Origin of the sequence: Loktanella salsilacus (assembly GCF_900114485.1) — a bacterium.
Classification (GTDB): Bacteria; Pseudomonadota; Alphaproteobacteria; order Rhodobacterales; family Rhodobacteraceae; genus Loktanella; species Loktanella salsilacus.
This window is the reverse complement of record NZ_FOTF01000011.1, coordinates 130892-153274: the sequence shown is the minus strand read 5'-3', so window position 1 is coordinate 153274 and position 22383 is coordinate 130892. Positions and strand designations below refer to the sequence as shown.

At 57.5% G+C, this 22383-nt stretch carries 38 protein-coding genes; 35 read left to right on the top strand and 3 right to left on the bottom strand.

Annotated elements, in window-relative coordinates; translation table 11 throughout:
- From BM131_RS11910 to rplP, 12 genes are all read left to right on the top strand, one after another.
- A partial coding sequence (locus BM131_RS11910) for an elongation factor Tu (RefSeq protein ID WP_483869203.1) occupies positions 1 to 408 on the top strand: 408 nt, incomplete at its 5' end.
- Positions 409 to 524: 116 nt separating this feature from the next.
- Positions 525 to 971 (top strand): acyl-CoA thioesterase, encoded by a 447-nt coding sequence (locus BM131_RS11905; protein ID WP_090189723.1) that lies wholly within the window; start codon positions 525 to 527, stop codon positions 969 to 971.
- Between the two features lie 190 nt (positions 972 to 1161).
- Positions 1162 to 1473 (top strand): 30S ribosomal protein S10, encoded by a 312-nt coding sequence (rpsJ, locus tag BM131_RS11900; protein ID WP_056032218.1) that lies wholly within the window; start codon positions 1162 to 1164, stop codon positions 1471 to 1473.
- A gap of 14 nt (positions 1474 to 1487) precedes the next feature.
- Positions 1488 to 2345 carry a 50S ribosomal protein L3 gene (gene rplC, locus BM131_RS11895; RefSeq protein ID WP_090189721.1) on the top strand — a complete coding sequence of 286 codons (858 nt, stop codon included), beginning with the start codon at positions 1488 to 1490 and terminating at the stop codon, positions 2343 to 2345.
- Complete coding sequence (gene rplD / locus BM131_RS11890) at positions 2335 to 2955, top strand: 50S ribosomal protein L4 (RefSeq protein WP_090189719.1); 621 nt, start codon at positions 2335 to 2337, stop codon at positions 2953 to 2955. The genes rplC and rplD overlap by 11 nt, the downstream gene beginning before the upstream one ends.
- Complete coding sequence (locus BM131_RS11885) at positions 2952 to 3248, top strand: 50S ribosomal protein L23 (protein ID WP_090189717.1); 297 nt, start codon at positions 2952 to 2954, stop codon at positions 3246 to 3248. Before rplD ends, BM131_RS11885 begins: the two co-directional genes overlap by 4 nt.
- 305 nt (positions 3249 to 3553) lie before the next feature.
- Entirely contained in the window at positions 3554 to 4174 is a 621-nt protein-coding gene (locus BM131_RS11880) for a hypothetical protein (RefSeq protein WP_139222618.1), read from the top strand.
- Positions 4175 to 4338: 164 nt separating this feature from the next.
- Positions 4339 to 5181, top strand: coding sequence for a 50S ribosomal protein L2 (rplB, locus tag BM131_RS11875; protein WP_090189713.1), 843 nt, complete (start codon positions 4339 to 4341; stop codon positions 5179 to 5181).
- A 1-nt stretch (position 5182) separates the two neighbouring features.
- Positions 5183 to 5461 (top strand): 30S ribosomal protein S19, encoded by a 279-nt coding sequence (gene rpsS, locus BM131_RS11870; RefSeq protein WP_090189711.1) that lies wholly within the window; start codon positions 5183 to 5185, stop codon positions 5459 to 5461.
- 3 nt (positions 5462 to 5464) lie between these two features.
- Entirely contained in the window at positions 5465 to 5845 is a 381-nt protein-coding gene (gene rplV, locus BM131_RS11865) for a 50S ribosomal protein L22 (protein WP_090189709.1), read from the top strand.
- Complete coding sequence (rpsC, locus tag BM131_RS11860) at positions 5845 to 6561, top strand: 30S ribosomal protein S3 (RefSeq protein WP_090189707.1); 717 nt, start codon at positions 5845 to 5847, stop codon at positions 6559 to 6561. Before rplV ends, rpsC begins: the two co-directional genes overlap by 1 nt.
- A 13-nt stretch (positions 6562 to 6574) precedes the next feature.
- On the top strand, positions 6575 to 6988 hold the full coding sequence (rplP, locus tag BM131_RS11855) for a 50S ribosomal protein L16 (RefSeq protein WP_090189705.1): 414 nt from the start codon (positions 6575 to 6577) through the stop codon (positions 6986 to 6988).
- Positions 6989 to 7074: 86 nt separating this feature from the next.
- On the opposite strand, the gene BM131_RS11850 is transcribed toward rplP, so the two are convergent.
- Positions 7075 to 7314, bottom strand: coding sequence for an HP1242/YdcH family protein (locus BM131_RS11850; RefSeq protein WP_090189703.1), 240 nt, complete (start codon positions 7312 to 7314; stop codon positions 7075 to 7077).
- Between the two features lie 117 nt (positions 7315 to 7431).
- Here BM131_RS11850 and BM131_RS11845 point away from each other — a divergent pair, with 117 nt between their 5' ends.
- Positions 7432 to 8055, top strand: a complete 624-nt coding sequence (locus tag BM131_RS11845; RefSeq protein ID WP_090189700.1) for a TIGR02466 family protein — start codon at positions 7432 to 7434, stop codon at positions 8053 to 8055.
- On the opposite strand, the gene BM131_RS11840 is transcribed toward BM131_RS11845, so the two are convergent.
- Positions 8056 to 8706 carry a hypothetical protein gene (locus tag BM131_RS11840; RefSeq protein WP_090189698.1) on the bottom strand — a complete coding sequence of 217 codons (651 nt, stop codon included), beginning with the start codon at positions 8704 to 8706 and terminating at the stop codon, positions 8056 to 8058. It abuts the gene before it with no gap.
- Positions 8707 to 8787: 81 nt separating this feature from the next.
- Positions 8788 to 8964 carry a hypothetical protein gene (locus BM131_RS20265; RefSeq protein ID WP_175499301.1) on the bottom strand — a complete coding sequence of 59 codons (177 nt, stop codon included), beginning with the start codon at positions 8962 to 8964 and terminating at the stop codon, positions 8788 to 8790.
- A 208-nt stretch (positions 8965 to 9172) separates the two neighbouring features.
- Here BM131_RS20265 and rpmC point away from each other — a divergent pair, with 208 nt between their 5' ends.
- The 22 genes from rpmC (at position 9173) to BM131_RS11730 (ending at position 22381) form a co-directional block, all read left to right on the top strand.
- Positions 9173 to 9382, top strand: a complete 210-nt coding sequence (gene rpmC, locus BM131_RS11835; RefSeq protein WP_090189696.1) for a 50S ribosomal protein L29 — start codon at positions 9173 to 9175, stop codon at positions 9380 to 9382.
- Positions 9383 to 9385: 3 nt separating this feature from the next.
- A complete protein-coding gene (gene rpsQ / locus BM131_RS11830; protein WP_090189694.1) occupies positions 9386 to 9616 on the top strand; it encodes a 30S ribosomal protein S17 in 231 nt (76 codons plus the stop codon).
- 84 nt (positions 9617 to 9700) lie between these two features.
- A complete protein-coding gene (rplN, locus tag BM131_RS11825; protein ID WP_009574016.1) occupies positions 9701 to 10069 on the top strand; it encodes a 50S ribosomal protein L14 in 369 nt (122 codons plus the stop codon).
- The gene (gene rplX, locus BM131_RS11820) at positions 10069 to 10374 is read left to right on the top strand and encodes a 50S ribosomal protein L24 (protein WP_090189692.1); all 306 of its coding nucleotides are present in this window, start codon (positions 10069 to 10071) and stop codon (positions 10372 to 10374) included. The genes rplN and rplX overlap by 1 nt, the downstream gene beginning before the upstream one ends.
- Positions 10374 to 10937: a 50S ribosomal protein L5 gene (rplE, locus tag BM131_RS11815; RefSeq protein ID WP_090189690.1), complete on the top strand. Its 564-nt coding sequence runs from the start codon at positions 10374 to 10376 to the stop codon at positions 10935 to 10937. Before rplX ends, rplE begins: the two co-directional genes overlap by 1 nt.
- Before the next feature lie 17 nt (positions 10938 to 10954).
- On the top strand, positions 10955 to 11260 hold the full coding sequence (gene rpsN / locus BM131_RS11810) for a 30S ribosomal protein S14 (protein WP_090189688.1): 306 nt from the start codon (positions 10955 to 10957) through the stop codon (positions 11258 to 11260).
- A 12-nt stretch (positions 11261 to 11272) separates the two neighbouring features.
- Positions 11273 to 11665, top strand: coding sequence for a 30S ribosomal protein S8 (gene rpsH / locus BM131_RS11805; RefSeq protein WP_090189686.1), 393 nt, complete (start codon positions 11273 to 11275; stop codon positions 11663 to 11665).
- A gap of 10 nt (positions 11666 to 11675) precedes the next feature.
- Positions 11676 to 12212, top strand: coding sequence for a 50S ribosomal protein L6 (gene rplF, locus BM131_RS11800; RefSeq protein WP_090189685.1), 537 nt, complete (start codon positions 11676 to 11678; stop codon positions 12210 to 12212).
- A gap of 11 nt (positions 12213 to 12223) precedes the next feature.
- Entirely contained in the window at positions 12224 to 12583 is a 360-nt protein-coding gene (gene rplR / locus BM131_RS11795; RefSeq protein WP_090189683.1) for a 50S ribosomal protein L18, read from the top strand.
- Positions 12584 to 12696: 113 nt separating this feature from the next.
- Positions 12697 to 13302 (top strand): 30S ribosomal protein S5, encoded by a 606-nt coding sequence (rpsE, locus tag BM131_RS11790; protein WP_090189681.1) that lies wholly within the window; start codon positions 12697 to 12699, stop codon positions 13300 to 13302.
- A gap of 12 nt (positions 13303 to 13314) precedes the next feature.
- Positions 13315 to 13503 carry a 50S ribosomal protein L30 gene (gene rpmD, locus BM131_RS11785; protein ID WP_090189679.1) on the top strand — a complete coding sequence of 63 codons (189 nt, stop codon included), beginning with the start codon at positions 13315 to 13317 and terminating at the stop codon, positions 13501 to 13503.
- A 249-nt stretch (positions 13504 to 13752) separates the two neighbouring features.
- Positions 13753 to 13974, top strand: coding sequence for a DUF1127 domain-containing protein (locus BM131_RS11780; RefSeq protein ID WP_245754223.1), 222 nt, complete (start codon positions 13753 to 13755; stop codon positions 13972 to 13974).
- 251 nt (positions 13975 to 14225) lie between these two features.
- Positions 14226 to 14714: a 50S ribosomal protein L15 gene (rplO, locus tag BM131_RS11775; RefSeq protein ID WP_090189675.1), complete on the top strand. Its 489-nt coding sequence runs from the start codon at positions 14226 to 14228 to the stop codon at positions 14712 to 14714.
- 105 nt (positions 14715 to 14819) lie between these two features.
- Entirely contained in the window at positions 14820 to 16181 is a 1362-nt protein-coding gene (gene secY / locus BM131_RS11770) for a preprotein translocase subunit SecY (protein WP_245754222.1), read from the top strand.
- Positions 16178 to 16822 carry an adenylate kinase gene (locus BM131_RS11765; protein WP_090189673.1) on the top strand — a complete coding sequence of 215 codons (645 nt, stop codon included), beginning with the start codon at positions 16178 to 16180 and terminating at the stop codon, positions 16820 to 16822. The genes secY and BM131_RS11765 overlap by 4 nt, the downstream gene beginning before the upstream one ends.
- 205 nt (positions 16823 to 17027) lie before the next feature.
- Positions 17028 to 17396 carry a 30S ribosomal protein S13 gene (gene rpsM, locus BM131_RS11760; protein ID WP_090189672.1) on the top strand — a complete coding sequence of 123 codons (369 nt, stop codon included), beginning with the start codon at positions 17028 to 17030 and terminating at the stop codon, positions 17394 to 17396.
- Positions 17397 to 17408: 12 nt separating this feature from the next.
- Positions 17409 to 17801: a 30S ribosomal protein S11 gene (gene rpsK / locus BM131_RS11755; protein ID WP_072858530.1), complete on the top strand. Its 393-nt coding sequence runs from the start codon at positions 17409 to 17411 to the stop codon at positions 17799 to 17801.
- 113 nt (positions 17802 to 17914) lie between these two features.
- Positions 17915 to 18931 (top strand): DNA-directed RNA polymerase subunit alpha, encoded by a 1017-nt coding sequence (locus BM131_RS11750; protein WP_090189670.1) that lies wholly within the window; start codon positions 17915 to 17917, stop codon positions 18929 to 18931.
- A gap of 135 nt (positions 18932 to 19066) precedes the next feature.
- Positions 19067 to 19483, top strand: coding sequence for a 50S ribosomal protein L17 (gene rplQ, locus BM131_RS11745; protein WP_090189668.1), 417 nt, complete (start codon positions 19067 to 19069; stop codon positions 19481 to 19483).
- Positions 19484 to 19598: 115 nt separating this feature from the next.
- Positions 19599 to 20921 carry a replication-associated recombination protein A gene (locus BM131_RS11740; RefSeq protein WP_090189666.1) on the top strand — a complete coding sequence of 441 codons (1323 nt, stop codon included), beginning with the start codon at positions 19599 to 19601 and terminating at the stop codon, positions 20919 to 20921.
- Positions 20922 to 20951: 30 nt separating this feature from the next.
- Positions 20952 to 21329: a fluoride efflux transporter CrcB gene (gene crcB / locus BM131_RS11735; protein ID WP_090189665.1), complete on the top strand. Its 378-nt coding sequence runs from the start codon at positions 20952 to 20954 to the stop codon at positions 21327 to 21329.
- Positions 21326 to 22381, top strand: a complete 1056-nt coding sequence (locus tag BM131_RS11730) for an RluA family pseudouridine synthase (RefSeq protein ID WP_090189663.1) — start codon at positions 21326 to 21328, stop codon at positions 22379 to 22381. Before crcB ends, BM131_RS11730 begins: the two co-directional genes overlap by 4 nt.
- Positions 22382 to 22383 lie beyond the last annotated feature (2 nt).

Sequence of the window (22383 nt, the reverse complement as noted above, 5' to 3'; positions counted from 1 at the left end):
GAGATGTTCCGCAAGCTGCTGGACTCCGGTCAAGCTGGTGACAACGTCGGTATCCTGCTGCGCGGCATCGACCGTGAAGGCGTGGAGCGTGGTCAGGTTCTGTGTAAGCCAAAGTCGGTTGCACCGCACACTAAGTTCGAGGCCGAGGCCTATATCCTGAACAAGGAAGAAGGCGGTCGTCACACACCGTTCTTCGCGAACTACCGCCCGCAGTTCTACTTCCGTACAACGGACGTGACCGGCACCGTGATCCTGCCCGAGGGCACGGAAATGGTTATGCCTGGTGACAACCTGAAGTTCGAAGTCGAACTGATCGCACCGATCGCCATGGAAGACGGCCTGCGTTTCGCAATCCGCGAAGGCGGCCGCACCGTCGGCGCTGGCGTTGTGTCCAAGATCCTGGCGTAAGCCATCCGTCAGACCGGCAACGGTCCGACAACAGAAAGGCCGCTTCCGAAAGGAGGCGGCCTTTTTCGTATATTTTTAAGCATTGCGATGAGCGCTTCGACGTCGAAAGGGAATACATGGACCGCAGAGAGCTAGAAATGACTGTTCTGATGACGCCTGATATGGCAAATTTCAGTGGAAAAGTTCACGGAGGCGCGCTTTTGAACTTGTTAGACCGCGTCGCTTTCTCCTGTGCGTCTCGCTATTCGGGTGAATACGCGGTGACCCTTTCGGTTGACCGCGTGGTGTTCAAGGAACCGATCGCAGTGGGGGAATTGGTCACATTTCGGGCGAGCGTGAACTACGCAGGGCGCACATCCATGGAGATTGGTATCAGGGTTGAAGCGGAGAATATCCGCGATGGAACGCGCCGACATACCAATTCATGCTATTTTACGATGGTTGCGGTGGACGCAGCGGGTAAACCATTTGCTATCCCTAAGCTTGCCGTGGACACGCCTGTGCGACAACGCCGAGTTGACGCCGCGATTAGGCGAAGGCAGCAGGCCCGCGACGAAGGCTAGGGGGGCATAGTGTGGCGTTGCAGGGCAAGAACCCCCCTTGCCACACCGCCCGACTCACCCTATACGGCCAGCAACTCACCAAGGGTGCGCTTTGCGTGCCCTTTTTAAGTTACCATAAGACGCGACGAGGGGGCCGGATGAGCCTGTCTCCTCCTCTCCGATCTAAGCCCTAGTTGAAGGGTGATGTCACATGGCAGCCAGCCAGAACATCCGCATCCGCCTGAAGGCGTTTGACTACCGCGTCCTTGACGCTTCCACCGCAGAGATCGTCTCTACCGCTAAGCGCACCGGCGCTTCGGTTCGTGGCCCGATCCCGCTGCCAAACAAGATCGAAAAATTCACCGTTTTGCGCGGTCCGCACATCGACAAGAAGTCGCGCGACCAGTTCGAGATCCGTACGCACAAGCGTTTGCTTGATATCGTCGATCCGACTCCGCAGACCGTTGACGCCCTGATGAAGCTCGACCTCGCCGCTGGCGTGGACGTGCAGATCAGCGTTTAAGGAGGATATTGAATATGCTCCGTACAGGATTGATCGCGAAGAAGCTGGGCATGACCCGCTTGTTCATGGAAGACGGCCGCCAGATCCCGGTGACCGTTCTTGCGCTGGAAAACCTTCAGGTCGTCGCACAGCGTACGCCCGAGCGTGACGGCTACACAGCCGTTCAGCTGGGTGCTGGCACAGCCAAGGTAAAGCGCGTCAGCGCGCCAATGCGTGGCCACTTCGCCAAGGCGAATGTGGAACCAAAGCGCAAGGTTGCTGAATTCCGCGTTGCGACCGAAAACATGATCGCCGTTGGCGAAGAAATCACTGCGAACCACTACTTCGCTGGTCAGTTTGTCGACATCTCCGGCACATCGATCGGTAAAGGTTTCCAGGGTGCCATGAAGCGTCACAACTTCGGTGGTTTGCGCGCGTCGCACGGTGTTTCCGTGTCGCACCGTTCGCACGGCTCCGTTGGCCAGTGTCAGGATCCGGGCCGCATCTTTAAAGGTAAAAAGATGGCCGGTCACATGGGTTCCGCTCGTGTTACCACCCAGAACCTGCAGGTCATCAAGACCGACCCCGATCGCGGCTTGATCATGGTCAAAGGCGCTGTTCCCGGTTCTAAGGGCGCATGGGTCACTGTTAAGGATGCCGTCAAAAAGGCGACACCCGAAGGCGTGATGTACCCAGCTGGCCTGAAGTCCATGGACGACGAAGCCAAGCGTCTGGCCGAAGAAGCAGCAGCAGCCGCAGCCGCTGCAGAAGCAGCAGCCGCACTGGCCGCCGCTGAAGCAGAGCAGGCCGCACTTGAGGCAGCTGAAGCTGAGGCCGCAAACGAAACCCCGGCGGACGACGCCGCAAACGAGGGTGACAAAAATGAAGGCTGATGCAATCAAGATCGACGGCGCATCCGCTGGTTCCGTGGAACTGGATGACGCCATCTTCGGACTGGAGCCGCGTGCGGACATCCTGCACCGTGTGGTCCGTTGGCAGCGTAACAACGCACAGCAGGGTACACACTCCACGCTGGGCCGTTCCGATGTGTCTTACTCGACCAAGAAGATCTATCGCCAAAAAGGCACCGGTGGCGCACGTCACGGTTCCAAAGGCGCGCCGATCTTCCGTCACGGTGGTGTTTACAAGGGTCCAACCCCGCGTAGCCACGGCCACGAGCTGACCAAGAAGTTCCGCAAGCTGGGTCTGCGTCACGCGCTGTCCGCTAAGCTGTTGGCTGGCGAGCTGGTCGTGATCGACCAACTGGCTGTCGACAACGCCAAGACATCGGCGCTGGCTAAGCACGTGAACGATCGCGGCTGGAAGCGCGCGCTGATCATCGACGGTGCCGAGGTCAACGCTGACTTCGCCCGCGCAGCGCGCAACTTGGCCAATCTGGACGTCCTGCCCTCCATGGGCGCGAACGTCTATGATATTCTGAAAAGCGATACCTTGGTCATCACGAAGGCCGGTCTCGAAGCACTGGAGGCTCGACTGAAATGAGCGCGAAGGCAGAACACTACGACGTGATCCGCAAGCCGATCATCACGGAAAAGGCGACCCAGACATCCGAGAACAACGGTGTTGTTTTCGAGGTGGCTATCGACGCCAACAAGCCGATGATCAAGCAGGCCGTTGAGGCCCTGTTCGGTGTGAAGGTCAAGGCCGTCAACACGACGATCACCAAAGGTAAAGTGAAGCGCTTCCGCGGCTCGCTTGGTACCCGTAAGGACGTTAAGAAGGCCTATGTGACGCTCGAAGAGGGTAACTCCATCGACGTGTCCACCGGTCTGTAAGACTGGCTTTACGGTTAGACTAAAAAAGGCCCCCTGCGAAAGCGGGGGGCCTTTTTTACGAAAGTCACCTTAATGATTTGGAACAAGGTTCGGCTAGGAGCTGAAAGCAAATGGGCGAAGCAAAGCTAAAACAGCGCAAGCACGCTGATATACTGGCAAACGCAAATGGATGCCTTTACTGCGCTGGTCGGCGCAAGGCTATCCAAATTGATCACATGCCACCCCGGGCGATGTTCCGAATGTCCCAGCGACCTCGGGGCTTAGAGTTTCCGTGTTGCGCTGAATGTAATCAGGGCACCAGCCGCTTGGATGTCGTGGCAACTTTTATGACTCGGACCTTCCCGGGTATCCAAAATGATGCAGATAGCGCTGAGTGGGACAAGGTAATGAATGAGGTCGGTCGGGTCGCACCCGGATTGCCGCGTGAAATCATGGTTCCCCCCAATGAAATGAGGGCGATGTTAGCATCTCAAGGCATTTTTGATGAAAATTTAGCTGCATTTAAAGCTGATGGTCCAATTTTAGGCTCTCATATGCAGGCTTTTGCAGCTAAAGTCGGCTTCGCTCTGCGATATGAGGATGTTGGATATCCCGTTCCAGATGCGGGAGCAGTTCAAGTGAGGTGGTTCACGAGCTCGGAAAATTTCTCTGGGGTACTTCCTGAAAGTCTTTTGAAAAGTGTCGGAGAGACAAAATTTTTGAAGCAGGGAAAAATTGATACAGAGGGTCACTTTGAATACGGATGGGGCGATTTCGCTCTTAAGCCGAATGTCAGGCTTTATTATGCAAAGTTTCGTGAGGCATTTACAATCGCGGCCTTTGTTGCTGATGATTTGAAGGATGTCCCCTTTCCGGTAGGTCAGCTAGCTACATTTGCGCCTGGGGATCTTACCGAAGATCTTTATGATAGGATTGTAGACTGGTAAGTGTTGCGCCGCCCTTGCCAGCTCACCCCCTCCCTGCTATCAGCCGTCAATCACGCGGCCTCGGATTCGTTCCGGGGCCGTTTGGTTTATTCTTTGGGACCTTCGGGGCCCTTCACTTCAGGCACCCTGCAAGGGGCGCCGCCAAGCAAACGGAAGACAGAAACATGGCACTAAAGTCGTACAAACCGACGACGCCGGGCCAGCGTGGGCTGGTGCTGATCGACCGTTCGGAGCTTTGGAAAGGACGTCCCGTTAAGGCCCTTACTCAGGGTCTTACGAAATCGGGCGGCCGGAACAACACCGGACGGATCACCATGCGTCGTATTGGTGGGGGCGCTAAGCGTCTTTACCGCATCGTCGATTTCAAGCGTAACAAGCTGGACATGTCCGCTGTTATCGTGCGGATCGAATATGACCCGAACCGCACCGCTTTCATCGCGCTGATCCAGTACGAAGACGGCACACAGAATTACATCCTGGCACCTCAGCGTGTTTCGATCGGTGACAAGGTCATCGCGTCGGCCAAAGCTGACATCAAGCCAGGCAACGCTATGCCTTTCTCTGGCATGCCGATCGGTACCATCGTTCACAACATCGAACTGAAGCAAGGCAAGGGCGGCCAGATCGCTCGTGCTGCTGGCACCTATGCCCAGTTCGTTGGTCGTGACGGCGGCTACGCTCAGATCCGTTTGTCCTCGGGCGAACTGCGTCTGGTCCGTCAGGAATGCATGGCCACCATCGGTGCCGTGTCTAACCCTGACAACAGCAACCAGAACCTCGGTAAAGCCGGTCGTATGCGCCACTATGGCGTGCGTCCGTCCGTTCGCGGTGTCGCTATGAACCCGATCGACCACCCGCATGGTGGTGGTGAAGGTCGGACCTCCGGTGGTCGTCACCCGGTCACCCCGTGGGGCAAGGGCACCAAGGGCAACAAGACTCGCGACAAGAACAAGGCGTCCTCGCGTCTGATCGTCCGTTCGCGTCACCAGAAGAAGAAAGGCCGCTAATATGGCTCGCTCTGTATGGAAAGGCCCTTTCGTCGACGCTTATGTGTTGAAGAAGGCCGAAGCGGTCCGCGAAGGCGGCCGCAACGAAGTTATCAAGATCTGGTCGCGTCGCTCCACGATCCTGCCCCAGTTTGTGGGCCTGACGTTTGGTGTGTACAACGGCAAGAAGCATATCCCTGTCAACGTCAGCGAAGACATGATCGGTCAGAAGTTCGGTGAGTATTCCCCGACACGGACCTATTACGGTCACGCAGCCGACAAAAAAGCGAAGCGGAAGTAAGCCATGAGCAAGGACAAAAATCCCCGCCGCGTGGCCGACAACGAAGCCCGCGCAAAGCTGCGGATGCTGCGTACCAGCCCGCAAAAGCTGAACCTGGTTGCTGCGTTGATCCGCGGTAAAAAGGTTGAGAAGGCCCTGACGGACCTGACCTTCAGCAAGAAGCGTATTGCTGGCGACGTGAAGAAGTGCCTTCAGTCGGCTATCGCTAACGCCGAGAACAACCACAACCTGGACGTCGATGAACTGGTCGTCGCCGAGGCCTATGTGGGCAAGAACCTGATCATGAAGCGCGGTCGTCCGCGGGCTCGTGGCCGGTTCGGCAAGATCGTCAAGCCGTTCTCGGAAATCACAATCCTGGTACGCCAGATTGAGGAGCAAGCATAATGGGTAACAAAGTCAATCCCATCGGCATGCGTCTGCAGGTCAACCGTACCTGGGACAGCCGCTGGTATGCAGATACCAAGGACTACGGCAATCTGCTGCTGGAAGACCTCGCCATCAAGGCGTTCATCCGCAAAGAGTGCAAGCAGGCTGGCATCAGCCACGTGATCATCGAGCGTCCGCACCGTAAGTGCCGCGTCACGATCCACGCAGCACGTCCGGGCGTCATCATTGGCAAAAAAGGTGCAGACATCGAAGGTCTGCGTCTGAAACTGGCCAAGCTGACGAAGTCCGAACTGCACCTGAACATCGTTGAAGTGCGCAAGCCCGAGATGGACGCAGCCCTGGTTGCTGAAAACATCGGTCAGCAGCTTGAGCGTCGTGTGTCCTTCCGTCGTGCTATGAAGCGCGCCGTGCAGAACACCATGCGTATGGGTGCCTTGGGCATTCGTGTGAACCTGGCCGGCCGTCTTGGCGGCGCCGAGATCGCACGGACCGAATGGTACCGTGAAGGCCGCGTGCCTCTGCACACGCTGCGTGCCGACATCGACTATGCGCTGTACGAAGCAATGACCCCCTATGGCATCATCGGGATCAAGGTCTGGATCTTCAAAGGCGAGCTGATGGAGCACGACCCAACCGGACATGATCGCAAGCACGCCGAGCTTCAGGAAGGCGCTATCCCGCGCGGTCCTGGTGGCCCGCGCCGTGATCGCTAAGGAGTAACACAAGATGCTGCAACCAAAGCGCACTAAATTCCGCAAGATGCACAAGGGCCGGATCCATGGCGAAGCAAAGGGCGGGTCTGACCTGAACTTTGGCACCTATGGTCTGAAGGCGATTGAGCCCGAGCGGATCACTGCACGCCAGATCGAAGCTGCACGTCGTGCCATGACGCGTCACATGAAGCGTCAAGGCCGCGTCTGGATCCGTATTTTCCCGGATCTGCCCGTCACCTCTAAGCCCGTCGAAGTTCGTATGGGTAAAGGTAAGGGTTCTGTCGACTTCTGGGCAGCCAAGGTTAAGCCTGGCCGCGTGATGTTCGAAATCGACGGTGTTGACGAAGTCACTGCACGCGAGGCTCTGCGCCTTGCTGCGATGAAGCTTCCGATCAAGACCCGCACGGTCGTTCGCGAAGACTGGTAAAAAGTCGGGCTTATCGCCCTTCTGAAATAAGAAGCCCCCGCCGAGAGATCGGCGGGGGCTTTTTCGTTTCAGCGGTGAGCTTGAGTTCAAGCGGCGGAAAGTGCCGCAGCGATCTGATCTTTCAAATGCAGGCGCTGCTTGCGCATGTCAGCCATATGCTCGTCTGTGGTGGGCTCCACGTCAGTTTCCGCCCGGTGAACGGCGCGATTTACCTCGTGGTATTCGTCAGTCAGTTTTGCGAAGTGCGCGTTCGATGCGCGCAGGGCCTTCAGCTGCTCGGCTTGCGCGGGAAATTCTTCGGATAGTTCGTGGGGTGTGTTGGACATCGTTGTCTCCTTTTTACTTCGCTATTCTAGCTTGCTGCCGCTCAATCAGCCTTGACCCAAATCAAGATGCGTAAGTCTGCTCTCGCCACAGCTCTGGCGCTGCGATATGATGGGGGCATGTCAGATATCTCATCACTCTTCGTGACCCGCCTTTATCGCGCCAAGCTGTCAGAGCATGGCAAACCTATCGACGCCGCCGAGTTGGAGGCGACATGTCTGTCCATTGCCGAGGATGATGAGGCAGGGCAGGCGTGGTGCGAGGAGCACGACTTTCCGGGCTACACGTCTTACGCGTCGCTGACGGACCTGCCGTGGCGGATGCCGATCTTTAAGACGCTGAAGAAAGCGCTGGATAAGCACGTCAAATCCTTTGCGGCCGATCTGGCGTTCGATCTGGGCGATAAGAAGCTGAAGCTGGAAGATTTGTGGATCAACATCCTGCCAGAGGGCGGCATTCACACGGCGCACATCCACCCGCATTCCGTCATCTCTGGCACGACCTATGTTGCCATGCCCAAGGGTACTTCTGCGATCAAGTTTGAAGACCCGCGTCTGCCGATGATGATGGCCTCTCCTGGCCGCGTGAAAGGGGCAGAGGAGGCGCTGCGCCAGTTCATCTATGTCGCCCCGGACGTGGGTGATGTGCTGCTGTGGGAAAGCTGGCTGCGCCACGAGGTGCCGATGAACATGGCAGAGGAAGACCGGATCAGTGTGAGCTTTAACTATCGCTGGGGCGATTGATTACTCTGCCGCTGCCGGCACGATATCAAGGCTGATATTGCCGATCGTCTTGTCCCGCAGCGGAGCCCGATACTTGAGGGCTCCGTTGACGATATAAAGCTTGGCGACCTCATATTCCGTAAATGCGCCTGTGCTATCGGCAATGATCAAGATCGCTTGCTTAGCGAGCGGGGTACTTGGCTGAATGAGCTCGAAATAGAGCGGGTCTGCGTTCGCCGCGAGGCTTTGCACCACGCTTAGTACATCATCGTACTCGGTGATCCGCTCATCCTTAAAGTAGCAGTACCCTTCGGATCCCGCGACACCGACGGCAAGGACCACGCCAACCGCAATTCCGATCGGTGATACCAGTGCCGCGCCTGCAGCGCCAAGGCCGGATCCGGTGCTTGCCACCAGACCCGCTGCCCCAGCCGCCGAGGTGCTAACGGCCGCCGACCCCAACAAGGACGCCCCAGTCGCGGCGTCGGTTAAGGTGTAATACCCAAGGGCATTGCCAGCAGCGCTGGTGACGCTGCTTCCGGTGGATGCGACCGCGGCGGAGCCTTTGCCGATCAGGGAGCTTAGTCTGTAGTCGCAGGCCCCGGCTGATGCGGTGTGGGCTTGCAAGGCCACGGATAGAGCGCAAAAGGCAAGGAAAGGTCTGAACGCCATCTTATCGAATCCCTAAAACCGCGAAAGGCAGATATGCGCAGATACTGCATCGCGGCCCGCATTCAACAAGCCACAGTTCGGTTACTGAGCGACAACGCGCTGCGAGGCGATGTTTTCTGGCAGGGACTGGCCTTCTGGTGAAACGGTCTGCTTTAGCGTTTCGTTGTGGGCGTCTTGGGCGGCGGCTGCGACGGGGTCGAACGAGTTGCAGGCCGTCAGGGCCATCAGGGCGGAGAGGGCTAGGGAAATCTTTAGCACGGTTAAAACCTTTCAATTTGGCCGGGGCCGTTAGTGCGAAATTAACCCTCGACCCAAAGCGATGGCAGCGCAAGCCGAAACCCTAGTTTACAGTGGTCTAAGGGGTTGCCACATGGGTGCAACACCTGTAGAGGAGCGCTTCATCGTGAACTCCACTGGACGACGGGTGACCCTTTTGGGCCTTCCAGTGATGTTGAAAGGAAATGGCATGAACGCCAACGAACTGCGTGACAAGACGCCCGACCAACTTCGGGAAGAGCTTGTAAACCTTAAGAAAGAGTCCTTCAATCTGCGTTTCCAGCAGGCTACTGGCCAGCTGGAAAACACCGCAGGCATCCGGAACGCACGTCGCTCCGCTGCTCGCGTGAAAACGATTCTTAACCAAAAAGCAGCAGACGCTGCCAAGTCGGAGGCCTAAAGAATGCCTAAGCGTATCCTGACAGGCGTCGTGACGTCGAACCAGAACGAGCAGACTGTGACCGTTTCGGTCGAGCGTCGCTTTAAGCACCCGCTGCTGCACAAGACTGTGCGGAAGTCCAAGAAATACCGCGCCCACGACGAGAACAACACGTTCAACGTTGGCGATCAGGTTCGCATTCAGGAATGTGCGCCTAAGTCCAAGACGAAACGCTGGGAAGTGATCGCAGCTTAAGCTGCGCCACCAACAGTTTAACGAAACCCTAGGGCCCGTCGGACAGAAATCGACAAAGCGCCTTAAAGGTCGAAAGGTAACCAAATGATCCAGATGCAGACCAACCTGGATGTTGCTGACAACAGCGGCGCTCGCCGTGTTCAGTGCATTAAGGTTCTGGGCGGTTCGCACCGCCGGTATGCTTCCGTGGGTGACATCATCGTGGTGTCGGTCAAAGAAGCTATTCCACGTGGTCGCGTAAAGAAGGGTGACGTCCGTAAGGCCGTCGTCGTACGCACCGCTAAAGAAGTTCGCCGTGAAGACGGCACCGCGATCCGTTTCGATCGCAACGCTGCTGTTATTCTGAATAACAACAACGAGCCAGTTGGTACCCGTATCTTCGGACCAGTTGTTCGTGAGCTGCGCGCCAAGAACTTCATGAAAATCATCTCTCTTGCGCCGGAGGTGCTGTAATGGCTGCCAAACTTCGCAAAGGTGACAAAGTCATCGTGCTTGCTGGTAAGGACAAAGGTCTGTCCGGCGAGATTAAATCTGTGGATCCGAAAGCTGGCAAAGCGATCGTCGAGGGTGTAAACATCTCGATCCGTCACGCCAAGCAGTCGCAGTCGTCCGAAGGCGGTCGTACGCCTAAGGCGATGCCGATCCAGCTGAGCAACCTGTCGCTGGTCGATGCCAACGGTAAAGCGACTCGCGTCGGTTTCCGTATGGACGGCGAGAACAAGGTGCGCTTTGCCAAGACCACAGGGGATGCACTCTGATGCTCGATCAAGCAAACTACACCCCGCGCCTGAAGCAGCAGTATATCGATACGATCCGCGCTGCGCTGACGGAAGAGTACAGCTACAAGAACCAAATGCAGGTTCCAAAGCTGGACAAAATCGTTCTGAACATCGGTTGTGGTGCTGAAGCTGTCCGTGACAGCAAAAAAGCCAAATCCGCTCAGGAAGATTTGTCCACAATCGCCGGCCAAAAGGCCCTGACCACACGCGCTAAGAGATCCATCGCTGGTTTCCGCGTTCGTGAGGACATGCCGCTGGGTGCGAAAGTTACCCTGCGTGGCGACAAGATGTACGAATTCCTGGACCGTCTGATCACCGTCGCAATGCCGCGTATCCGCGACTTCCGCGGCGTGTCCGGCAAGTCTTTTGACGGCCGTGGCAACTATGCCACCGGTCTGAAAGAGCACCTGGTGTTCCCCGAGATCAACTTCGACAAGATCGACGAGAACTGGGGCATGGACATCGTGATCTGCACCACCGCAGCAACCGACGCTGAAGCCAAGAGCCTGTTGAAAGCGTTCAACATGCCCTTCAACAGCTGATTGGGAGAATATTAGATATGGCTAAGAAATCCATGATCGAGCGCGAGAAGAAGCGCGAAAAGCTGGTGGCGCAGTATGCTGAGAAGCGTGCGGCTCTGAAAGCGATCATCAACGACCAAGAGAAGCCAGTCGAAGAGCGTTTCAAGGCAACTATGGCTTTGGCCAAACTGCCGCGTAACTCTTCTGCCGTGCGTCTGCACAACCGTTGCCAGTTGACCGGGCGTCCTCACGCCTATTACCGCAAACTCAAGATCAGCCGGATCGCGCTGCGGAACCTTGGTTCCAATGGCGAAATCCCCGGCATGGTCAAGTCGAGCTGGTAAGGAGAATTTATTATGAACGATCCTATCGGTGATATGCTGACACGCATCCGTAACGGCCAAATGCGCGGCAAGAGCGTGGTGGAAACACCTGCGTCCAAGCTGCGTGGCTGGGTTCTGGATGTGCTGGCCGACGAAGGCTACATCCGCGGCTATGAGGCGAAAGATGGCAAGGACGGTCACCCCGCCTTTGACATTAGCCTCAAGTACTATGAAGGCGATGCCGTCATTCGTGAAGTGAAGCGGGTCTCTAAGCCCGGTCGTCGCGTCTACATGGCCGTCAATGATCTGCCGTCCGTCCGTCAGGGCCTCGGTGTTTCGATTGTCTCCACCTCTAAAGGTGTGATGTCTGATGCAAATGCACGCGCAGCCAACGTCGGCGGCGAAGTGCTTTGCACCGTATTCTAAGGAGAGCATAATGTCTCGTATTGGTAAGAAGCCGGTCGAGCTGCCCTCCGGGGTTGAGGCGACAGTCTCCGGCCAGACCATCGAAGTAAAAGGCCCTAAAGGGACACGTTCCTTTAAGGCAACCGACGACGTGACCTTCTCGGTCGAGAACAATGCAATCACTGTGACGCCGCGCGGCAAATCCAAGCGCGCTCGTCAGCAGTGGGGCATGTCTCGTTCGATGGTGGAAAACCTCGTCACCGGCGTCACCACTGGTTTCAAGAAAGAACTTGAAATCAACGGCGTTGGTTATCGTGCAACAATGCAGGGCGACAAAGTCCTGAAATTGGCGCTCGGTTACAGCCACGATGTGAACTTCGAAGTGCCTGAGGGCGTCACTGTGACGGCCCCTAAGCAGACCGAAATCATTGTTGAAGGTATCGACCAGCAGCTTGTTGGCCAGGTCGCCGCGAATATTCGCGAGTGGCGTGCACCCGAGCCCTATAAGGGCAAGGGCATCAAGTACAAAGGTGAGTATATCTTCCGCAAAGAAGGTAAGAAGAAGTAAGGACGCATATCATGGCAAACAGCAAAAGAACTCTGTTTCTGAAGCGCCGCATGCGCGTCCGGAACAAACTGCGGGCTGTGAACTCCGGGCGTATGCGCCTGTCGGTTCACCGTTCCAACAAGAACATCAGCGTCCAGCTGATCGACGATGTGAACGGCGTGACGCTTGCGTCCGCTTCCACTCTCGAAAAGGCACTGGGCGTCGTTGGTCAGAACAACATCGAAGCTGCCAAGAAGGTGGGCGCTGCTATTGCAGAGCGTGCCAAGGCAGCTGGTGTCGAAACCGCGTACTTCGATCGTGGCGGTTTCCTGTTTCATGGCAAGGTGAAGGCAGTTGCCGACGCCGCGCGTGAAGCTGGTCTGAAAGTCTAAGCTAAAGTGAAGGCGGATGCCCGTTAGGGTGTCCGCCTCGATGATCGGGGGGCTTTTTGTCCCACTGCGATCGACCCAAGCGGCGCAAGCCACCAAGATAAGGAATGCCACACATGGCAGAACGTGAACAGCGCGGGAACCGTCGTCCTCGCGAAGAAGCAACACCGGAATTTGCCGATCGTCTGGTCGCCATCAACCGCGTGTCCAAGACCGTCAAGGGTGGTAAGCGCTTTGGCTTCGCCGCACTCGTCGTCGTCGGCGACCAAAAAGGCCGCGTCGGTTTCGGTAAGGGCAAGGCCAAAGAGGTCCCCGAAGCGATCCGTAAGGCAACTGAGCAAGCTAAGCGTCAGATGATTCGCGTCGCCCTGAAGGACGGCCGGACTCTGCACCACGACATGGAAGGCCGCCACGGCGCTGGCCGCGTTGTGATGCGTGCAGCAACAGCTGGTACTGGTATCATCGCCGGTGGTCCAATGCGTGCTGTGTTCGAAATGCTGGGCGTTCAGGACGTTGTGTCCAAGTCCATCGGTTCGTCGAACCCCTACAACATGATCCGGGCCACCATCGAAGGCCTGAACAAAGAACAATCGCCCCGCTCTGTGGCGCAGCGTCGCGGCAAGAAAGTCGCCGACATTCTGCCCAAGCGTGACGATCACGTGACCGAGCAAAGCGACGTGGCCCACAATGCCACCGAAGCTGAAGCTTCGGCTGACGCGTAAGGAGATCTGAGCATGGCTAAAACAATCGTCGTCAAGCAGATCGGTTCTCCGATCCGTCGCCCCGCCGTTCAGCGTGCAACGCTGGTCGGCCTCGGCCTGAACAAAATGAACCGTGAGCGCGAGCTGGAAGATACACCTTCCGTCCGCGGCATGGTCAACAGCATCCCGCACCTCGTTAAGATCATCGAAGAGCGCGGCTAAGCTGCCAGCGACCATTTGGTTGCGAGAACTATCGGAACGCCCCGAGGGAAACCTTGGGGCGTTTTGCGTTTCTGACAGAGTGTAAATTCAGCGTTTATAAACTGCTTAAATGCTATGCGTTTCGCGCATAACAGCCCGCAGTTTCTAGCGATTGTCCGACTCGGTTATGGGGCCTAGATGAGCCCTACAAACGAAATGAACTGTTTGGTGAAAAACACCAAATGGCCCGCACATAGATTGGACGCCATCATGGCAAATATGAACACTCTCGCACCGCACGTTTCCGGCTCGACCTTTGGTCAGGTCATCATCGACACCATCGCAGACCTGCGCGACCGCCGTGCGCAGCGCGCTGTCTATCGCCGCGTCTATAACGAACTAAGCGCCATGGGCCCACGCGAGCTTGCCGACATCGGTATCAGCCGTAACAACATTGCGGAAATCGCCAAGCAGTCCGCTTACGGACTTTAAGCTTCAAACATCCGCATGATGATGAACGCCTCGGCTACCGCCGGGGCGTCTTGCGTTAAATCGGTCGGATTTTAAGGCGGCTAGCAGGGCAGGGGGCAAATAGTGCGATCCAAGATTCGGTTCCTTGACGCAGGAATGCGCCAACGCTATACGCCGCCAGTCTGCTCCCGTTCGGGTGCCGATTCATATGTAATGCCGTGTGCCACGTTCCCGTCGCTGGGTGTGGTCCTCCGGCTAAAGGAGAAGCGACAATGTTTAAGCTGAATGAACTGTCCGACAACGAAGGCGCAACCCACCGTCGCAAGCGCGTTGGCCGTGGCCCAGGTTCCGGCAAAGGTAAGACCGGTGGTCGTGGTATCAAAGGTCAGAAGTCCCGTTCGGGTGTTTCGATCGGTGGCTACGAAGGCGGTCAGATGCCGTTGTACCAGCGTCTTCCTAAGCGCGGTTTCAACAACATCAACGCAAAGACCTATTCGGTCGTGAACGTGGGCCTGATCCAGAAGTTCATCGACGAAGGTAAAATCGATCCTAAGAACGACCTGACCGAAGATGCGCTGATCGCATCCGGCCTGATCCGTCGTCTGAAGGACGGTATCCGCGTTCTGGCAAAAGGCGAGATCACATCGAAGATCACGCTGGTCGTTCACGGTGCATCCAAAGGCGCAATCGAGGCAATCGAAAAAGCCGGCGGTAGCGTGACTGTGACTGCTAAGCCAAAGGCTGGCACTGAAGCGGCCTGATCGCTTGCGGGCGACGGCTTCGTCGCCTAGATAGGGTCTGAGTTTTCCCAAACGCCGCCACCGGGACATCCGACTGGCGGCGTTTTTCATATAAAAGAGACTTGCATGGCATCCGCTGCAGAACAAATGGCCGCCAACATGAGCTGGGGCGCCTTCGGCAAGGCGACAGAGCTGCGCAGCCGTATCCTTTTCACCATTGGTATGCTGATGGTGTACCGCCTTGGGACGTATATTCCGGTTCCCGGCATCGACGGCATCCAGCTGCGCGCCTTTATGGACGACGCGGCTGCTGGTATCGGTGGCATCCTTTCGATGTTCACCGGTGGTGCGCTGTCCCGGATGGGCATCTTTGCCCTTGGGATCATGCCGTATATCTCGGCTTCGATCATTGTGCAGCTTCTGGGCTCCATGTGGGAGCCGCTGAAGAACCTCAAGAAAGAGGGTGAGCAGGGGCGTCGCAAGATGAACCAGTACACGCGCTATGGTACGGTTCTGCTGGCAACGGCGCAGGCCTATGGTCTTGCAAAGTCACTTGAGGCGGGCGGCCTTGCGTCCAACCCTGGCCTGTTCTTTACCGCAGCTTGCGTGATTACGATCGTCGGCGGCACCATGTTCCTGATGTGGGTGGGTGAGCAGATCACCAGCCGCGGCATCGGTAACGGTATCTCTTTGATCATCTTCGTCGGCATCATTGCCGAGGTACCGGCTGCTTTGGCGCAGTTCCTGTCGCAGGGCCGGTCGGGTGCAATTAGCCCCTTCGTCATTGTCGGTGTGATCTTAATGGTCATCGCAATTCTGGCCTTTGTGGTGTTCATGGAGCGGAGCTTGCGCAAGATCCACATCCAGTACCCCCGTCAGCAACGCGGCATGAAGGTCTATGACGCCTCCTCTAGCCACTTGCCGATCAAGGTGAACCCGGCTGGCGTGATTCCTGCGATCTTTGCCTCGGCTCTGCTTCTGCTGCCGACGACGATCAGCACATTCTCTGGTGGATCGACCAACGTCGTGATGTCGACGCTTCTGGCCTACTTTGGCCCGGGTCAGCCTCTTTATCTGTTGTTCTTCACGATCATGATCGTGTTCTTTACCTACTTCTATACCCGCGAGGTCGCCTTTAAGACCGATGAGGTCGCGGATAACTTGAAGAACCAAAACGGCTTTGTTCCAGGCATTCGTCCGGGCAAGAAGACGGCCGAATATCTTGACTATGTCGTAACTCGCATTCTGGTTTTGGGCTCTGGCTATCTGGCGCTTGTCGCCTTGTTGCCGGAAATCATCCGTAGCCAGTTCGCTGTGCCATTCTACTTTGGTGGCACTTCGGTTTTGATTATCGTCTCGGTAGGGATGGATACGATACAACAGATTCAGTCTCACTTGCTGGCACACCAGTACGAGGGGCTGATTGAAAAATCGCAGCTACGTGGCAAGCGTGGTGCGAGCAAGCGGAGGGGACCGGCGCGTCGATGAATATTATCCTACTAGGACCGCCGGGGGCGGGCAAAGGAACACAAGCGCGTCGTCTCGTTGACGAACGTGGCATGGTGCAGCTTTCCACGGGTGATATGCTGCGGGCCGCCCGCACGTCTGGCACCGAAATGGGCAAGCGCGTCGCTGATGTCATGGATCGCGGCGAACTGGTCACCGATGAAATCGTCATCGGTCTGATCCGCGAGCAACTGACCAATGACGATTCGGCGAACGGCTACATCTTTGACGGCTTCCCCCGGACTCTGGCGCAGGCTGATGCACTTGGTAATTTACTGGCTGAGCTGGGCGAGAACCTTGACCGCGTGATCGAGATGAAGGTCGACGATAATGCGCTTGTTGCGCGGATCACGGCACGATCGACCTGCGGGAATTGCGGCGAAGTCTATAATGACGCGACCAAGCCAATTCCGAGTGATGGCGTCTGCACCAGCTGCGGCGAAAAATCCGAGTTTGTTCGCCGCGCCGATGACAACGAAGAAAGCCTAAAGACGCGTCTGCTGGCTTATTACAAGCAAACCAGTCCGCTTGTCGGCTATTACTACGCCCGTGGTGACCTGCGGTCGGTTGATGGTTTGGCCAGCATGGACGAAGTGGCGGCGCAGATCAAAAAATCGCTATGACGGCACTGTTCGGTTGGGGGCTTGACCCCCGGCCAGCACGCCTCTAGATACCCCCATCCCGCAAGGGAATCACTGCCGTAGCTAGGGTCGCACCCAAACGTTACGGATTACCTTATATGACATGGGCCCGCCGCACGTTCGGTCGGGCCTGCGTTGTGAAAAAAGGGTCTGGTATCACGGACCCGCAACGAAAAGGAAAGCTCACGTGGCACGTATTGCCGGCGTAAACATCCCGACTGCAAAGCGGGTTCCAATCGCCCTGACCTATATTGCCGGAATCGGCAACACGACTGCAGCACAGATCTGCGAAGCAACTGGCATCGACGTCACGCGCCGCGTGAACGATCTGTCCGACGCTGAAGTGTTGAAGATCCGCGAATACATCGACGAGCACGTTACTGTTGAAGGTGACCTGCGTCGTGAAACCCAGATGAACATCAAGCGTTTGATGGACCTTGGCTGCTACCGCGGCCTGCGTCACCGTCGTGGTCTGCCCGTTCGCGGTCAGCGTACGCACACCAACGCTCGCACCCGCAAAGGCCCCGCTAAGGCCATTGCTGGCAAGAAGAAATAAGGAGCCCCCGTCATGGCACGAGATACCCGCCGGACCGGCAAGAAAAAGGTCTCCAAGAACATCGCAGCTGGCGTTGCGCATGTGAACTCTTCTTTCAACAACACCAAGATCCTGATCTCGGACGTTCAAGGCAACGCGATTGCCTGGTCGTCCGCAGGCACCATGGGCTTCAAGGGTTCGCGTAAATCGACTCCTTATGCTGCTCAGATGGCTGCAGAAGATGTTGGCAAGAAAGCCCAAGAACACGGCGTCAAGACGCTGGAAGTCGAAGTGCAGGGCCCCGGTTCGGGTCGTGAGTCCGCGCTGCGTGCGCTGGCTGCTGCCGGTTTCAACATCACTTCGATCCGTGATGTGACCCCGATGGCCCACAACGGCTGCCGCCCACCAAAGCGTCGCCGGGTCTAAGTTAGACTACTACATGAGAGGGGCCGCGCGATTGTGCGCGGCCCCAATCTGCCGTTTTGAAACCTCGAGCGCCCGACTTTTTGGACATGAAGTCGAGCAAGGATGGAGGGACTATGATCCACAAAAACTGGGCTGAGCTGATCAAGCCGACACAGCTGGACGTGAAGCCGGGCAATGACCCGCACCGTCAGGCGACCTTGATCGCAGAACCGCTGGAGCGTGGCTTTGGCCTTACGCTTGGCAACGCGCTGCGCCGCATCCTGATGTCGTCGCTGCAAGGTGCCGCTATCACGGCCGTGCAGATCGACAATGTCCTGCATGAATTCTCCTCCGTCTCTGGTGTTCGCGAAGATGTCACTGACATCGTTCTGAACCTGAAGGGCGTCGCGATCCGTATGGACGTGGAAGGCCCGAAGCGTCTGAGCGTTCAGGCTAAAGGTCCGGGCATTGTCACCGCTGGCGACATCTCGGAAACGTCTGGCATTGAGGTTCTGAACAAGGATCACGTGATCTGCCACCTTGACGATGGCGCTGATCTGTACATGGAACTGACCGTCAACACCGGTAAGGGCTATGTCGCCGCTGACAAGAACAAGCCCGAGGATGCCCCGATTGGCATGATCGCAATCGACGCGATCTATTCCCCGGTCAAGAAGGTCAGCTATGACGTTCAGCCGACCCGCGAAGGTCAGGTTCTGGACTATGACAAGCTGACGATGAAGATCGAAACCGACGGCTCGCTGACGCCTGACGATGCTGTGGCCTATGCTGCGCGCATCCTTCAGGACCAGCTGCAGGTTTTCGTGAACTTCGACGAACCAGAATCGGCTTCTGCTGGTGGCGACGACGACGGGCTGGAATTCAACCCGCTGCTGCTCAAGAAAGTCGACGAGCTGGAACTGTCTGTTCGTTCGGCAAACTGCCTGAAGAACGACAACATCGTCTATATCGGCGATCTGATCCAGAAGACCGAAGCCGAAATGCTGCGCACGCCGAACTTTGGCCGCAAGTCCTTGAACGAGATCAAGGAAGTGCTGTCGGGCATGGGTCTGCACCTTGGCATGGACGTCGAGGACTGGCCGCCAGACAATATCGAAGATCTGGCCAAGAAGTTCGACGACCAGTTCTAAGAATAGGGGGCGGGTCACGATCCGCCCCTTTCCAAAATGCCCGCACGTAGCGGGGAATACCTGGGCAATACTGCCCCAATAATGCGGCTGACACGCATCAGACCGCTGCACAAAGTATAATTAGGAGATGACCAAATGCGTCACGCAAGCGGCTACCGCAAACTGAACCGGACCCACGAGCACCGTAAAGCGATGTTTGCTAACATGGCTGGTTCGTTGATCGAGCACGAGCAGATCAAGACGACTCTGCCGAAAGCTAAAGAATTGAAGCGTATCATCGACAAGCTGATCACGCTGGGCAAGCGCGGCGACCTGCACGCGCGCCGTCAGGCCAACGCGCAGCTGAAGCAAGAGATGCACACTGCCAAACTGTTCGAAATCCTCGGCCCACGTTACGCAGAGCGCATGGGCGGCTACTGCCGCGTCATGAAAGCTGGCTTCCGTTATGGCGACATGGCACCGATGGCGATCATCGAGCTGGTCGACCGTGACCGCGACGCCAAAGGCGCTGCTGACAAGGCCCGCCTGATCGAGATCGACGAAGAGGCGTAAGCACTCTCCTCCATCCTATCGCGAAAGGCTCGGTCCAGTGGACCGGGCCTTTTTCGTTTTCGGGGTGCTGCGCAGATGTCTTTCAATACTGCTGAAACGGACCTAGATATCTTTTATGCCGGATCTTTTTGATAGCCCCTCCTCGCCGTCCTCTGCCAGCGCTGGCCCGCGCCCGTTGGCGGACCGTTTGCGGCCGCAGACCTTGGGGCAGGTGATTGGGCAGGAACAGGTTCTGGGGCCTGACGCGCCGCTTGGCGCGATGCTCGCTTCGGGTTCACTGTCGTCACTGGTGTTGTGGGGGCCGCCCGGCGTGGGCAAGACCACCATCGCCCGGCTGCTGGCGGATGAGACGGACTTGCATTTCGTCCAGATCAGCGCGATCTTTACCGGTGTGCCCGAACTGCGCAAAGTGTTCGAGGCGGCCCGCATGCGCCGCCAGAATGGCAAGGGCACGCTGCTGTTCGTGGACGAGATTCACCGTTTTAATAAGGCGCAGCAGGACGGTTTTCTGCCGCATATGGAAGACGGCACAATCCTTCTGGTCGGTGCCACGACGGAAAACCCCAGCTTCGAACTGAACGCCGCTTTGCTATCGCGCGCGCAGGTGCTGATCCTGACGCGCTTGAATGACGCTGACCTAGAACGCCTCGCGCAGCGTGCAGAGGCCGACCTTGACCGCAAGCTGCCGCTGGACGCGCAGGCGCGGGGTCAACTGATCAACATGGCCGACGGCGACGGGCGCACCCTGTTGAACTTGATTGAACAGGTGGCGGCGTGGAAGACGGACAAGCCGCTTGGCACGGACGCGCTGACGTCCCGCCTGATGAAGCGGGCGACGAAATACGACAAGTCCGGCGACGAGCATTACAACCTGATCTCTGCGTTGCATAAATCGGTGCGCGGATCTGACCCCGATGCTGCGCTGTATTGGCTGGCGCGGATGCTGACGGGCGGTGAAGACCCGCGTTACCTTGCGCGCCGTATTGTGCGTATGGCGGTCGAAGATATTGGCCTTGCCGATCCGCAGGCCCAGCACATCTGCATTCAAGCCTGGGAGACCTACGAGCGCCTTGGCAGCCCAGAGGGCGAACTGGCGCTGGGGCAGGCGGTCACGTACCTCGCGCTCGCGCCTAAATCGAACGCAGGCTATGTCGCCTTCAAGGCGGCGATGGCTGCTGCGAAGCAAACCGGGTCAGAGCCGCCGCCGCGACATATCCTGAACGCGCCGACGAAGCTGATGAAGGAACAAGGTTTTGGCACTGGATATGCCTATGACCACGACGCGGAGGACGGTTTTTCCGGTCAGAACTATTTCCCCGATACGATGAAGCGGGGGATCTACTATCTACCTGTCGATCGCGGGTTCGAGCGCGAGCTGAAAAAGCGCGTGGATTTCTTTGCAGGGCTGCGGGTCAAGCGTCAGGGCGGCACGAATTGACAAGTTGACCTGTTCGGGCGACAGGGGGTGATGATCTTGACTGCTTTCACTGTGGCCCTTGGCGGGGCGATCGGCGCGACGTTGCGCTGGCTGAGCGGAATGCTGACGCTGCGCATCATGGGGCAGGGGTTCCCTTGGGGAACAGTGTCGGTGAATGTACTCGGCTCGTTGCTGATGGGCGTGGTCGTTGTGGCGCTGGCGGAAAAGGGCGGCATGCGTGCAGCCCCGTTTCTGATGACCGGACTGCTCGGCGGCTTCACGACCTTTTCGGCGTTTTCGCTTGATGCGGTGGCGCTGATGGAAAGAGGCCAGTTCAATCTGGCCGTCGCCTATGTAGGCGGCAGCGTAATTATTGGACTGGCGGCGCTGGTCTTTGGCATGACTTTGACACGGATGGTATTGGCATGAGCGGCGGTGTTCAGACGCGGGTAATTGGCCCGGACGACGGCGATCAGCGGCTTGACCGTTACCTGCGGCGGCTGTTTCCGCACCTGACGCAGGGTCGGATCGAAAAGATGTGCCGCAAGGGCGACATCCGCGTCGACGGCGGCCGGGTAAAGTCGAACACGCGGCTTGACGTCGGGCAAAGCGTCCGCATTCCGCCGCTGCCGACAGAGGCACAGGTCGATGCCGAGCGGAGCATGATGAAGCAGGGCGTCACCAAGGCTGACGCTGCGCTGATCATGTCCTGCGTGATTTACCGCGACGACCATATGATCGTCATTAACAAGCCTGCTGGCCTCGCCACGCAGGGCGGCACGAACACCACCCGCCACGTTGACGCGATGTCAGAGGCGCTGATGTTTGGCTATGACGAAAAGCCGCGTCTGGTGCACCGTTTGGACAAGGACACCTCTGGCGTTCTGATCTTGGCCCGCACGCGTATGGCGGCCAAGCAGTTGACAGAGAACCTAAAGCACCACGCCACGCGCAAGATTTATTGGGCCGCCGTCGCTGGCGTGCCGCATCCTCGCGCTGCGACGATCAAGTACGGCCTGCTGAAGGCACCGGGTCACGGCAAGGGCGGCGAGAACGAAAAGATGCGCTGCATTCACCCCAAAGACGTCGACAGCACCGAAGGCGCAAAGCGCGCCACGACGGATTACGCTGTGCTAGACACGCTGGCAAAGCGGGCTGCATGGGTTGCTTTGGTGCCGATCACAGGCCGGACCCACCAGTTGCGCGCCCACATGGCCGAGATCGGTCATCCGATTATCGGTGACGGCAAATACGGTGGGACAGAGCAGGAAAACATGGGCGACGGCTGGGGCGCTGGCATGGGCGGCGATATCAGCCGCAAAATGCACCTGCATGCGCGCAGCTTGACCATCGAGCATCCCGAAACTGGCGCAATTCTGCACCTGACAGCACCGCTGCCAGACCATATGCAGCGCACGTGGGACTTCGTCGGCTGGCAGGTCAGCCATGCGCCGGTCGATCCCTTTAATATGCCCGACTAATC